This window comes from Xaviernesmea oryzae, from assembly GCF_900109605.1.
In the GTDB taxonomy this organism is placed as follows: domain Bacteria; phylum Pseudomonadota; class Alphaproteobacteria; order Rhizobiales; family Rhizobiaceae; genus Xaviernesmea; species Xaviernesmea oryzae.
Window position 1 is genome coordinate 1 of sequence record NZ_FOAM01000011.1, and the last position, 12,728, is coordinate 12,728.

General features: G+C 62.2%; 12 protein-coding genes. 4 read left to right on the forward strand and 8 right to left on the reverse strand.

Annotated features, from left to right (window positions below; translation table 11 throughout):
• Nucleotides 1–342: integrase core domain-containing protein (locus BMX61_RS14460; RefSeq protein WP_139198934.1), on the forward strand; the 342-nt coding region annotated here is incomplete at its 5' end.
• Nucleotides 343–356: 14 nt separating this feature from the next.
• On the opposite strand, the gene BMX61_RS14465 is transcribed toward BMX61_RS14460, so the two are convergent.
• A complete protein-coding gene (locus tag BMX61_RS14465; protein WP_075626558.1) occupies nt 357–536 on the reverse strand; it encodes a hypothetical protein in 180 nt (59 codons plus the stop codon).
• A 191-nt stretch (nt 537–727) separates the two neighbouring features.
• Nucleotides 728–910 (reverse strand): hypothetical protein, encoded by a 183-nt coding sequence (locus BMX61_RS14470; protein WP_075626588.1) that lies wholly within the window; start codon nt 908–910, stop codon nt 728–730.
• Nucleotides 911–1,835: 925 nt separating this feature from the next.
• Between BMX61_RS14470 and BMX61_RS24700 the strand changes: the two genes are divergently transcribed.
• On the forward strand, nt 1,836–2,000 hold the full coding sequence (locus BMX61_RS24700) for a hypothetical protein (RefSeq protein ID WP_170854950.1): 165 nt from the start codon (nt 1,836–1,838) through the stop codon (nt 1,998–2,000).
• Between the two features lie 102 nt (nt 2,001–2,102).
• On the opposite strand, the gene BMX61_RS14475 is transcribed toward BMX61_RS24700, so the two are convergent.
• The gene (locus BMX61_RS14475; RefSeq protein ID WP_075626557.1) at nt 2,103–4,181 is read right to left on the reverse strand and encodes an acyltransferase family protein; all 2,079 of its coding nucleotides are present in this window, start codon (nt 4,179–4,181) and stop codon (nt 2,103–2,105) included.
• Between the two features lie 269 nt (nt 4,182–4,450).
• Nucleotides 4,451–5,284 (reverse strand): LysE family translocator, encoded by an 834-nt coding sequence (locus BMX61_RS14480; protein WP_234794695.1) that lies wholly within the window; start codon nt 5,282–5,284, stop codon nt 4,451–4,453.
• Here BMX61_RS14480 and BMX61_RS14485 point away from each other — a divergent pair.
• Nucleotides 5,214–5,711, forward strand: a complete 498-nt coding sequence (locus tag BMX61_RS14485) for an Lrp/AsnC family transcriptional regulator (protein ID WP_075626587.1) — start codon at nt 5,214–5,216, stop codon at nt 5,709–5,711. The two genes, BMX61_RS14480 and BMX61_RS14485, sit on opposite strands and share 71 nt — an antisense overlap.
• A gap of 47 nt (nt 5,712–5,758) precedes the next feature.
• On the opposite strand, the gene BMX61_RS14490 is transcribed toward BMX61_RS14485, so the two are convergent.
• The 4 genes from BMX61_RS14490 to BMX61_RS14505 all read right to left on the reverse strand — a co-directional run bounded on the left by BMX61_RS14490 (nt 5,759) and on the right by BMX61_RS14505 (nt 9,691).
• Nucleotides 5,759–6,796, reverse strand: a complete 1,038-nt coding sequence (locus BMX61_RS14490) for a sulfate/molybdate ABC transporter ATP-binding protein (protein ID WP_075626555.1) — start codon at nt 6,794–6,796, stop codon at nt 5,759–5,761.
• A 125-nt stretch (nt 6,797–6,921) separates the two neighbouring features.
• Nucleotides 6,922–7,812, reverse strand: a complete 891-nt coding sequence (gene cysW, locus BMX61_RS14495; protein ID WP_075626554.1) for a sulfate ABC transporter permease subunit CysW — start codon at nt 7,810–7,812, stop codon at nt 6,922–6,924.
• On the reverse strand, nt 7,802–8,659 hold the full coding sequence (cysT, locus tag BMX61_RS14500) for a sulfate ABC transporter permease subunit CysT (protein ID WP_075626553.1): 858 nt from the start codon (nt 8,657–8,659) through the stop codon (nt 7,802–7,804). Before cysT ends, cysW begins: the two co-directional genes overlap by 11 nt.
• Nucleotides 8,660–8,665: 6 nt before the next feature.
• Nucleotides 8,666–9,691, reverse strand: coding sequence for a sulfate ABC transporter substrate-binding protein (locus BMX61_RS14505; RefSeq protein WP_075626552.1), 1,026 nt, complete (start codon nt 9,689–9,691; stop codon nt 8,666–8,668).
• Between the two features lie 291 nt (nt 9,692–9,982).
• Here BMX61_RS14505 and BMX61_RS14510 point away from each other — a divergent pair, with 291 nt between their 5' ends.
• Entirely contained in the window at nt 9,983–12,589 is a 2,607-nt protein-coding gene (locus BMX61_RS14510) for a mechanosensitive ion channel family protein (protein ID WP_075626551.1), read from the forward strand.
• Nucleotides 12,590–12,728: the final 139 nt, after the last annotated feature.

Here is a 12,728-nt window from a genome sequence, read left to right on the forward strand (position 1 = left end):
TATGCAAGCCTCGGCGTCACCGTCACGCGCGTCATGACCGACAATGGCGCGTGCTACAAAGCCAAGGACTTTGCAAAGGCCTGCAAGGCGCTCGGGCTCAAGCATATCCGAACCAGACCCTACACGCCCAAGACCAACGGCAAAGCCGAACGCTTCATCCAGACAGCCTTGAAGGAATGGGCTTATGCTCGCGCCTATCCCTCATCCGAGCATCGAAAAATGCATCTGCCCGTGTGGAACCACATGTACAATTGGCACAGGCCACATGGCAGCCTAAAAGCGCAAACACCTATCAGTCGCCTCGGTCTCACCGGGGACAACCTCTTGAGGCTCCACAGCTAGTCGGCTTCGACCCGCTAGCGCAGCTCCGTCTCGGACATTCCGGTCCGGTTTGCCTGCCGCTCCGCCAGTTGATACAGAAGCGGTGAGGCTTCCTGGTGATTGACGCGCGGTGCATAGGACAGATAGGCAACCAGCGCGATAGCGAGGGTTGCAAGAAGTCCTGCAAGCCCGAAGATCTTCACTTCCTGATCCATGCTGTATCTCCTTCCATCACGCGACATCATGTCGTGCTATGCGAAGCCCTGGAGCTGCGCAGGATTGGATCGCGCGCTACAAATTGATGGTTCGTGCGCATAAGCGACGTGTCGGACCCTGCAGCAACGTCGACAACATCGCGGGCCGGCGAATTGTTCAACGCACCGCCATTCGCAATCGCTGCCTGTTCTCAGGCTACCGGCTGGCGGCGTTTGGCCGCCATCAACAGGTCAAGCTCCGTAGCGGAGGGGCCGAAACGTTCGTAAAGCCGGCGCGCCTCATCGACAGCCAGCCCATAGCGCGCCTGAAATTGCTCCAGCGTGCAGATTTCGCCCCGTATGGTTTTGCCCCGAACGCCCTTCAGTTCCGTCATTTCGTTGCTCCGCATGCTCATTCTGCGTCCCATCAGCCTCGTCTCGAGCGCCAACTGTTCCGGCCGGTTCATTGCCGGCATCCCGTCCCGCTTGATGAGCCGCAATCAGCGGTTCTCTGCGGGATCTGCATCGACAACGCCGTGACGAACTGCTTGTTCCCCGCGCTTTCCGGGCGTCGCTGCGGATGTTTCCAAGTGCACTGCGGGCAGAACCGATGGGTGGTGTGCCGGCTTGAAGGGGGGAGGAAACGTGTGCCGCAGTTGACAGCGCGGTCGCGCTCTGAAATGGTCCGCGCTGACCGCAAATCGCCTCGCACTGAGGCTGACAAGACAGGCGGTCATCTGGATCATGCGCCGGGTAAAGATGCCGGCCATGTGTGACCAGAGTCTCTCTTTAGACCAGTTTCCAGGCAGCCATGCAGTTTTGGATTGTGGCGGAAATGTGGTATGCGCGTAGCGCATAGCTGCAATGCAGCATTGGATGTCGCCGATGCGAGAATTTCTGTTATAGTCATACTTATCGAAGCAGCGCACCTCCTCCCGCGCAGTTTCGTCTTGTCGATGATCCATCTCCTCCTCCCAAGGATCGTCGGCCCAAGGCCTACAGACCTCCTCCTCCCGTCTGTCGGCCAGAATCAAGAGCCTGTCGCACCTCCTCCCGCGACAGGCTCTTTTTCGTTTCAGCGCATGGTTTCGAGGTTTGCGAGAGCCTGAAGGACTCTGGCTCGATGGGCGCGGCGTGCTTGAAAGCATGGCTCGGCGCGCCATATCGATGAGAACATCAGGCCGAGATGGGGATGTCGTCGGCCAATTCCGTTTCCAGCGAAATCCCCCTTCACGCCGCCTACAAGCGGGTCTCCGCAATTATTGAACTTGCGACAGCATTCTCAGCGGTTCTTGAAGAGGGTGCTGTCAGGGAGGTGACATGCCCGCTCGCACAATGATGATCGCTCTTCTCGGCTTTGTCGTCGCCGCGATCCTCAGCATTCTCGTGATCCAGCGCTTTGACAGCGGAGGCAAGGCAAAGGACACCCAGCCGCCAACCCCGCTGACGACGACGCCGGAAAAAGCCGCCGAGGAGACGAAGTAGGCAGAACTGCCGTGACTGCTTCGTTGCGACTGGCCGTGCGATGCATTGATGCATCGCGTCTTCCCGCGCAAGCTGAGGCTCATTCCATGTGGTCGTGCGACATCAGGGGGTCGCTACGGCGGTCTGTGGCGTGGGTTGCGTGCCTGCCTCCGGCGGAGTCGAGGGCTGGCTTCTAAGCGCCTTCACAGCCTCGATTACCTCCGGCACCAGCCTTGCAGCGCCTTGGTCGGAGATGTGATTGTCGTCGAAGTAGAGCATCGAGCCTGCGCCGTCGGCATTCAGGCACCGGTCTGCAAGCGGCTGATGACAGAAGGCGTCTGCCGCTTTCACCTTGCGCAGCCGGGGGTGCTGCAGGGTATCGAAGGCATCGATCACCGCCTTGTTGCGCTCGACATAGCGGGCATAGCTGGTCGTGATCAGCGGAAGCGGGTCTCCATTCATGATCATGCGCGCAACCGTATCCGGCACGTTCCAGCCGGCTTCCGGTACGGGATAGATCAGGACGACGTTCAGGCCACGGTCGAGATAGGCGCGGATATCGTCGAGATAGGCCTTGAGCACGCGCGCGCGCCGTTCTGGATCATCCTGGGCCCCCATCGAATCCCGGCGATCAAAGAGGTCGACATAGGTCGGTCGGCGATGCTCGATGCCGCCTTCGCCGTTGTCGAAGGGGCTGCCATCGACATAAAGCGACCAGCGGCTCAGCATGATCACCGTCTCGATGCCGCTGCGCGCGATGTAGTCTTCGATGCCGGTGAAGAACCGGTTGCAGCGCAGATGATATTTCGGATCCGACACCGCAAAACCCGAAAAACCGACACAGGCCGAATGGGCCATGACATAAAGTGGCTCGCCCGCGGCCGAAAAGCCGCGCAAGGCTTCGCCGGCCATGGCGCCTGCGTGGGAATCGCCAATCAGGATGGTTGGGCTCGCCGCTGTTCCAGGTGTCAGGCATGCCTTGACCGGGTGGGGAAGGGCCGCTTCTCCTTTGTCGAACAGGCATGTGCCCATCACCGGATCTGTCTTGCCGGCAGCGGCTGCCGCTTCGCGCGCGGCGGCTGGGACACGAAAAGCGAGACCTTCGCCGCTCTGTGCAACGAGCCCGATGCCGATCACCAGCGCGCCGCTTGCCGCCGTCACGCCAAGCGCCGTGACACCCGACCGGCGCGTGGGCCGCGCGCGGCTGCGGAAAGGCTGCTCTACACATCGCCAGCTGAGATAGGCCAGCACGAAGGCAAGCAGCGTCAGCAGCAGCATCCGCCCAAGCGAAGGTTCTGTCGGGCTCTGGATGCGTGCAAAGGCGAAGAGCGGCTGGTGCCAGAGATAGAGGCTGTAGCTGATCAGGCCGATGCCGGTCATTGCCTTATAGGACAGCAGCCGGGCAACCCGCGTGCCCGGTTGGGCAAAGAGAATGATCGCCAGAGCGCCCAGCACCGGCAGAAGCGCATAAAGCGAGGGAACGGGCGTGCTCGCATCATAAGCGACGACACTCACCGCAATGGCGGCAAGACCCAGCATCGCCGCCCCGTCATGACCCTTCTGATTTCGCTCGGACATCCAGAACGCCGCCAGCGCGCCGGTCAGGAGTTCCCAGGCGCGCGTGTGCGGCAGGTAGAAGGCCTCGGACGGCGCACGGCCCACGGTCCATTGCGCCAGGGCCAGACTGACGGCCGCGACCAATATGAGAATAGCCATGCGGGTCCGCGCCGGCAGCCGCCGCGTTGCCATCATGATCAGCGGGAAGAAAACATAGAATTGCTCCTCGACCGCCAGGCTCCAGGTGTGTAGCAGGGGCTGAAGCTCGGCATCGGAGGCGAAATAGCCAGTCTGAAGGGTGAAGAGGATATTGGAGACGAAGAGACAGACGGCCATCAGGCTCTTGCCGAAACTCGCCATCTGCTCCGGCAGCATGGTGATCCAGGCAAACGGCAGACAGGCGAGAATGACCAGGAAGAGTGCCGGCATGATCCGCCGGACACGCCGCTCGTAAAAGGCCAACAGGGAGAAGCCGTGCCCCCGCTCCGACGAGAGGATGATGCCGGTGATCAGGTAACCCGAGATGACGAAGAAGAGATCGACCCCGACATAGCCGCCGGAAAAGCCGGGCAGCCCTGCATGGAACAGCAGCACGGGCAGCACGGCGAGGGTGCGCAATCCGTCGATCTCGGGTCTGTGCTGCATGGGGCAGGCGGTCTCCCAAAGGTGTATACCAGGACATAGGCGGCAGGGCCGCGATGGCGGGAGGCGCCGGATACCAACATGGCCAGCCGGCAACGCATCGGTACGCGGCATCCGTCCCGCATCGAGATCGCCGGATCCTGCTATAAGACAATCCTGAAGCTGAGCACAAAAGTCTCTCCTTGCCCGAGGACAGCTCGTGCCGCATTTCCTCATCGTGTGTTGCAAAGAAGATCCGTCCGAGCTGATGAACGTCGATCTCGGCTGCGGTGTCAGGACAGCCGGGAGATAAAGGCCAGCTTCAGACCGAAGCCGATCAGCAGGATCGAAAACATGCCGCTCTGCAGCCGCTGCGTCAGGGGGTGCCTCTCCAGCCACCCTCCCAATCTCAGGCCGGCATGTGCATAGATCATATCGAAGCAAAGGCCCATGCCGACCAGGATGGCGCCGAGCAGGAAGAATTGTCCGGCAAGGCCATGGGCAGTGGACACGATGAACTGCGGCAGCAAAATCGAGCAGAAGAAAAGCGCCTTCGGGTTCATGATATTGGTGAAGAAGCCTCGGGAGACTGCGGAGGCAACATCAGTGGTGCGGCTCGCGCCCTCCGCATGCGTCGGTTCGGCATGTGTCAACGCGGATGTGCGGACCATGCGCAGGCCTAGCCAAATGAGATAGAGCGCGCCGGCGAAGCGGAGGGTGTCAAAGGCGACGGCTGATGTCTTGAGTAAGGCAGCCAGGCCACAGGCCGCGAGGCAGACATGGCCGGCGCGGGCCAATGCCAGGCCGATCGCCGTGGCGATGGCTGCGCGCCGCCCCTCGCGTGCGCTGGTTTGAAGCAGCAGCACCATATCTGCCCCAGGCGTGACATAGACCATCGCCAAGGCGGCCAAGAACAATTCCGGATCCTTCATATAAACCTCCCGCTTGCCTGTAGCAGCGTAGGATGGTTCGCCTGGGCATGTCCTTGCGAAGATGCTTCTGCTAGAAGCGATAATTGGCAGGATCTGCCACTCGTTGCCGGTTTTTTGGATGGAGATGCCGATGCGGCTGGATGGTTTGGATCGCCGGATTCTCGCGGCACTGCAGGAAGACGGGCGGTTGACCAATGTCGATCTGGCCGATCGGATCGGTTTGTCGCCGTCGCCCTGCCTGCGCCGCGTTCGCTTGCTCGAAAGCGCTGGCGTGATCAGAGGCTATCATGCGCAGCTTGATCGCAAGGAGGTGGGGCTCGGGCTAACCGTTTTCGTCAGCGTGAAGGTGGAGCGCCATCACGAGGAACCGGCGGCGCTTCTCAGTGACCAGATTCGCGCCATGCCGGAGGTGGTCTCATGCCATCTTGTCTCTGGCGAGGCGGATTTTCTGCTCCAGGTCGTCGTCCTCGACCTTCCGGCTTATGAGCAATTCCTGGTCGGCACACTGCTGCGCATGCCCGGCGTCAGGGACATCCGCAGCAATTTCGCAATCCAGACCGTGAAGGATCAAGCGCCTCTGCCGCTGGTGCATCTTCCCGTGTCGGGCGGCGAAACGGCGTGATGCCCCTGCGGTTGTCGAGGCTCTGTCTCACCGTCTTCTGACGGTCCTCAATCCCGGAACAGCTTGAAGCGTGTCGGGCGGAAGGCGATGCGATTGCCGTCACTGGCTGCGCGTTGCGGTGGCAGCTCGATTTCGACACGGGTGCGCGCGGCCCCGAGCTCGACCTCGACATGGCGGGTGCCAGCCACGCGCCGGCTCTGAACGACGATTCCGGCGAGGCATCCGCCGCAGCCATCCACCAGCTCGATATCATGCGGACGGAAGAAGAGCTTGGCCGGGCCATCGGCCTCGCCGGGAGCCGACAGGCCGATCAGCCGATCTTCGAGCCAGATCTGGCCCGCCTCGACGCGGATCGGCAGACAGTTGGACTGGCCGATGAAGCCATAGACGAAGGGCGAATTCGGCTCGTCATAGATCTCGTCGGGCGTGCCCACCTGCTCGATCCGGCCCTTGCTCATCACCACCACGCGATCGGCCAGCTCCAGCGCTTCGTCCTGGTCATGGGTGACGAAGACCGTGGTATGGCCGGTGCGGTCATGGATTTCGCGTAGCCAGCGGCGCAGCTCCTTGCGCACCTGCGCGTCCAGCGCGCCGAAGGGCTCGTCGAGCAGCAGCACGTTCGGCTCCACCGCCATGGCGCGGGCGAGCGCCACGCGCTGGCGCTGGCCGCCGGACAGCTGGGCCGGATAGCGCTTCTCCAGCCCCGAGAGCTGGACGAGATCGAGCAGATCGAGCGCGCGGCGGCGTATCTCCGCCTTGGCGGGCCGGCGGGCGGCCGGGCGGATCGTCAGGCCGAAGGCGACATTGTCCAGCACGGTCATATGGCGAAACAGCGCATAATGCTGGAAGACGAAGCCGATATTGCGTTCCTGCACGGTCTTGGAGGACGCATCGTCCTCACCGAAATAGATCGTACCGCGCGTGGGGCTCTCCAGCCCTGCGATCAACCGCAGCAGCGTGGTCTTGCCGGAGCCCGAAGGACCGAGCAGGGCGATCAGTTCACCCGAACGGATGTTGAGCGACAGGTTTTCCAGCGCCGGCAGATGGCTGAATTCCTTGCGGATGTCTTTTACGCGAACGTCCATGAATTTCGATCGAACCTGTTGAAGCGATCCTTGCGGCAGGCTGGTTTTCCGCTGGACCGAGGAAGACGTCAAGGCGCCGCCCGCCCGATCTTTATCGGGTCAGGGCGGCGCGGGGCAAATATCGTTCAATGCCGGCGGCTGGCGGCGATCTGGGCGCTGTAGCGTAGCTCCAGAAGCGACTTGATGACGAGCGTGACTAGCGCGAGCAGGGCCAGCAAGGCCGCCACGGCAAAGGCCGCGACAAAAGAATATTCATTGTAGAGGATTTCCACCTGCAGCGGCATGGTGTTGGTGACCCCGCGAATATGACCCGACACAACGGAAACGGCCCCGAACTCGCCCATGGCGCGGGCGTTGCAGAGCAGCACGCCATAGAGCAGCCCCCAACGGATGTTGGGCAGGGTGACGTACCAAAAGGTCTGCCAGCCTGAGGCCCCGAGCGACAGCGCCGCCTCTTCGTCGCTCGTGCCCTGTTCCTGCATCAGCGGAATGAGCTCGCGGGCCACGAAGGGAAAGGTGACGAACACGGTAGCGAGCACGATGCCGGGAACGGCAAACAGGATTTTGATCCCATGGCTCTGCAGCCAGGGGCCGAGAAGACTGTGGCTTGAGAAGAGCAGCACGAAGATCAGGCCGGAGACAACAGGCGAGACGGAGAAGGGCAGGTCGATCAAGGTTGTCAGGAAGGCCTTGCCCTTGAACTCGAATTTGGCGATCGCCCAGGACGCGGCGATGCCGAAGACGAGATTGAGCGGCACCGAAATGCCGGCGACCAGCAGCGTCAGCTGGATGGCCGAGAAGGTGTCCGGGTCCGACAGGGCGGAGAGAAATTCCTCCGTGCCGTTGCGAAACGCTTCGGTAAACACGACGACCAGCGGCGCGACAAGGAAGAGCGCCACGAAGAGGAGCGACAGGCCGATGATCACCACGCGTGCCGCGCGGCTTTCGGTCGTCGCAGCCCGAACGTTCGAGGATGCCGGCGCGTCGGCGGCAGAAAGACTTGCGTCAAGCGCCATAGCCGTACCTCCTCCGGCTCCAGGCCTGGATCAGATTGATGACGAGCAGCATGGCGAAGGAGATCATCAACATCAGGGCCGCAATGGCAGTGGCGGCCGGATAGTTGAATTCTTCCAGCCGGATGACGATCAGAAGCGGCGCAATCTCGGACACATAAGGCAGATTGCCGGCGATGAAGATCACCGATCCATATTCTCCGACACCGCGGGCAAGCGCCAGGGCAAACCCGGTCAGCACCGCCGGCAGCAGGCCGGGCAGCAGGATGCGGCTGACGGTCTGGAAGCGGTTGGCGCCGAGCGTGGCTGCGGCCTCTTCCACTTCGCGGTCGATCTCCTCCATAATCGGCTGCACCGTGCGCACGACAAAAGGCAGGCCAACAAAGATCAGCGCCATGACGATGCCCCAGGGCGTGAAGGCGATCTTGATGCCCAGCGGCGCCAGATGCGCACCGATCCAGCCATTGGGGGCATAGAGCGTGGTGAGTGCGATGCCGGCCACCGCCGTTGGCAGGGCAAAAGGCAGGTCGACCATGGCGTCGATGATCCGCCGGCCGGGAAAGCGATAACGAACCAGCACCCAGGCGAGCAGGACGCCGAAGACGACATTGACCAGCGCTGCCAGGAAGGCGCAGCCGAAGGAGATCCACAGCGCATGAACGGTGCGCGGATCGGCCGCCAATGACCAGAAGGTCTGCCAGCCCAGCGAACTGGAGCGCCAGGCAAGACCGGACAGCGGAATGAGGACGATAAGGGTAAGCCATGACAGCGTGACGCCGAGCGCCAGCCCGAAACCCGGGATGACGCTCGGCTGCCGAAATTGCCAGCCTCGATCAGAGGTTAGTGCCATCTCGTCTTATTGCCCCGGCTTGTAGAGCTGATCGAAGACGCCGCCGTCGCCGAAGAATTTCGGCTGTGCATCCTTCCATCCGCCGAAGTCGGCAATGGTCACGAGCTTGACGTTAGTGAAACGCTTGACGTCCTTGGGATCGGCCGCATCAGGCCGGAAGGGCCGGTAATAATGTTTGGCGGCGATCTTCTGCCCTTCGTCCGAATAGAGATACTTCAGATAGGCTTCGGCCACCTTGCGCGTGCCCTTGGCGTCGACATTGCCATCGACCAGAGCCACTGGCGGCTCGGCCTTGATGGAAATCGACGGAGTGACGATGTCGAAACTGTCGGGGCCGAGTTCTTCCAGCGAGAGATAGGCCTCGTTTTCCCAGGCAAGCAGCACATCGCCCAGGCCGCGCTGGACGAAGGTGGTGGTGGCGCCGCGCGCGCCGGTATCGAGAACCGGCACATGCTTGAAGAGTTTGGTGACATAGTCGAGCGCCTTGGCGTCATCGCCATTGTTGGCGGCGCGCCCATAGGCCCAGGCTGCGAGGAAGTTCCAGCGGGCGCCGCCCGATGTCTTCGGATTGGGCGTGATCACCTGGATATCGTCGCGCACCAGGTCGTTCCAGTCCTTGATGCCCTTGGGATTGCCCTTGCGCACCAGGAAGACGATGGTGGAGGTGTAAGGCGCGCTGTTGTTTTCGAGGCGGCCCTTCCAATCGGCCGGGATCTTCCCCGTTTCCTTGGCGATGGCATCGATATCGGCTTCCAGCGCAAGCGTCACGACATCGGCGTCGAGCCCGTCGATGACGGAGCGCGCCTGCTTGCCGGATCCACCATGCGAGGTCTTGATCGTCACCGTCTCGCCATTGTCGGCCTTCCATTTGGCGGCGAAGGCCGTGTTGAAATCCTTGTAGAGCTCGCGCGTCGGATCATAGGAGACGTTCAGCAGCGTCTGGTCGGCGTAAGCGAAGCCCAGCCCGCCGAACTGGATGCTCGTGGCCAGCAGGGCAAGGGTGACATATCGGGAAAGTCGCAAGCGTCGCATCGGGGTCTCCACCTTTTGTTATGCCTACTCTACAGATTGGGTGGAATACTGTAACGCAGAACATTCCGTCATCCCCACTGGCCGCGAAACGGCTAAGCGTTCTCAGCCGCTTTGGAGGAATGGTTTTTCACGCACAGTCTCGAAACACCTCTTTAGAATGTTTTCTCCATGCTTCAGCGCATCTTTTAACATGCTTGCCGCAAATCCGCCGTGTCGGTCTGCCGAGACCGCAGTTTCGCGGCGCCTTGCAGCCGAATCGTTTTTCCCGACTGTATGAAATCTGCTCGCCCGATGATCTCTCGCTTCCTTCTGCTGATTTCCCTCCTGTTTGCCGGCCTGGGCACGCCTTGGGCCCAAACGGCCACGCCGTCCACGACGCCGCCGCCTGCCGCAGCAAGCGGGCAGGGCGCGGCCGGCACGTCAGCGCCCGCTCAACCTCCCTCGACGGCGCCGCCGCAGGCCGGGTATGCACAAGCCGCCGCTTCGGACGACTCGACCCCCTCCAGTCAGGCCGGCATCGCTCTGGAAGCCGCGCGCCGCTCGCTCGCGAAGCTGACGGAACAGGCAGATCGCGCCCGTGACGACGACAACCGCCTGGCAGAGGTGAAGGCCTCGGTCGATGACGTGGCGCGCCAGATCAGCGATATTTCCGGGGGGCTCAGGCCCCGTCTCGACCAGATCAAGGCCCGTCTCGGCGAGCTTGGCGATGCGCCGGCCGCAGGGAGCACGGAGCCTGCCGTGGTCAGCGACGAGCGCAAGCGGCTGGTGGCCGAACGCAACGAGATCAATGCCGTGGCCAGCGCCGCCGATGATCTCTCCGGAAGGGCAAACCAGCTGTCCGGCCAGATTACCGAAACACGCCGCAATTTGTTCTCGGGCACGCTGCTGCGCTATACGGAAATCAATCTCGATGTTTTCACGGAAGGCAGCAGCGCCATCTTCGGCGAGGCCTATGCCTTTTATCAGAATGTCTCGTCCTGGCTGATCTTCGTCGTCAGCTACAAGCGCGTGGCGCTGCTGTCGGCCATCGTTCTGTCGATGATTTCAGCACTGGTGCTTCTGACCCTGACGCGGCGGCTCTTCTCACCCCTCATCGGGCGCGGGCGGCGCGAGATCGAGCCCAGCTATATCACCAAGCTGTCGATCGCCTTCTGGTCCACCATGGTGCCGACCGTGGCCTCGCTGACCTTCGCGGCGAGCAGCTATTTCTTCCTCCAGACCTTCAAGGTGCTGCGTCCCGACATCGCGCCCGTCGTTGCCAATGTGCTGTTCGGCGGCGCCGCGCTCGTCTTCCTCTGGATGATCTCGCACGCCGTGCTGGCGCCGGGCCATGGTGCCTTCCGGCTGGTGCGCGTGTCCGATCGCGGGGCAAACCGGCTGGTGACGCTGATCGTCATCATGGCGGTCGTCAATCTCCTGGATTATCTCCTCGGCACGATCAGCATCACGCTGCGCTCGCCGATCGTGCTCACCGTGATCAAGAGCTTCGTCGCGTCGATCATCATCGGCGTCATCCTTCTGTGGATGGCGATGATCCGCCCGATGCTGCCGCCGGATGCCGAACGCCATGGCGCGACCGACGTGCCCGGCCGGCCCTGGCCGAAGCCCATCCGCTTTTTGCTCATAGGCGCCGGGGCCGGGTTGATTCTCTGCGCGCTCGGCGGCTATGTCGGCCTGGCCCGCTTCATCGCCAGCCAGATCGTCATCACCGGCGCGATCCTGGTGACGATGTATATCGGCATTCTCACCGGCAAGGCGATCGCAAAGCAGGACGGCTTGGCGAAGACCGTCTTCGGCCGCTACCTGCAGCGCCGCTTCAAATTCGAGCAGGTGACGTTGGACCAGACCGGCCTCGCCGTCGGCCTGTCGATCTATGTCCTGGTCTTCTTCATCTTCATTCCGCTGATCCTTTTGCTCTGGGGTTTCAAGATCGCGGATCTGGAGGCCGGGCTTTACCAGGTGCTGACCAATATCCAGATCGGCTCGATCTCGATCTCGCTGGTCGGCATTTTCGGCGGCATCCTGCTGTTCGTCATCGGCTTCCTTTTCACCCGCTGGTTCCAGCGTTGGCTGGATTCGAGCGTGCTGGCGCGCAGCCGCGTCGATCTGGGCGTGCGAAACTCCGTCAAGACAGGCGTCGGCTATCTCGGCATGGGCTTGGCCGGGCTGATCGGCATTTCAGCCGCCGGGCTCAATCTTTCGAGCCTCGCCCTGGTGGCCGGCGCTCTGTCTCTCGGTGTCGGTTTCGGTCTGCAGAACATCGTCTCGAATTTCGTCTCCGGCCTGATTCTCCTGGTCGAGCGTCCGTTCAAGGTCGGAGACTGGGTGATTTCGGGAACGACCGAAGGCTTCGTCAAGCGCATCTCTGTGCGCGCCACTGAAATCGAGACCTTCCAGCGCCAGACGATCATGGTGCCGAACTCGCTGTTCATCAACGCCTCGGTCGGCAACTGGACCCATCGCAACAAGCTCGGCCGCGTCGATGTCCCGATTTCCGTCCATGGCAGCAACGATCCGCGCCATGTGATCGCCGTTCTGCGCGAGGCCGTGGCCGATGTGCCCAATATCCTGCGCAATCCGGAGCCGCTGATCTATTTCAAGGATTTCAGTCCCGACAAGCTGGAATTCGAAGTGCGGGTCTATCTGCCGGATATTCTCAATGGCTTGTCGGTTCGCACCGAAGTGCGCATCGCCGCGCTCGAGGCCTTTCGCAAGGATGGTGTCGCCATTGGCGGGCCGGCCGCGCCCGAAGTGCCGGTCAAAATCAGTCCCGACACGGCGCGGCTGCTGACAGCGCTCCTGGAAAAGGGCCGGGGACCGCATGACGAAGGCGACCTCGATCTCTCCGCCGCAAGGCACGCAGAGGATGAGCCGCCGACCTCGCGCGACGGGCCTTGAAGCGGCCTGCGCGCGCCAGTCGCGACAACTTCGCGCCATGTCGCAAACGGCATAGGCCGGATGCCCCAAGAATTGCATAGTCGGCGGCATCGGGGGCTTGCGCCGCAGGATGCGGCAGGCCGGCAACGCGAAGGGAACG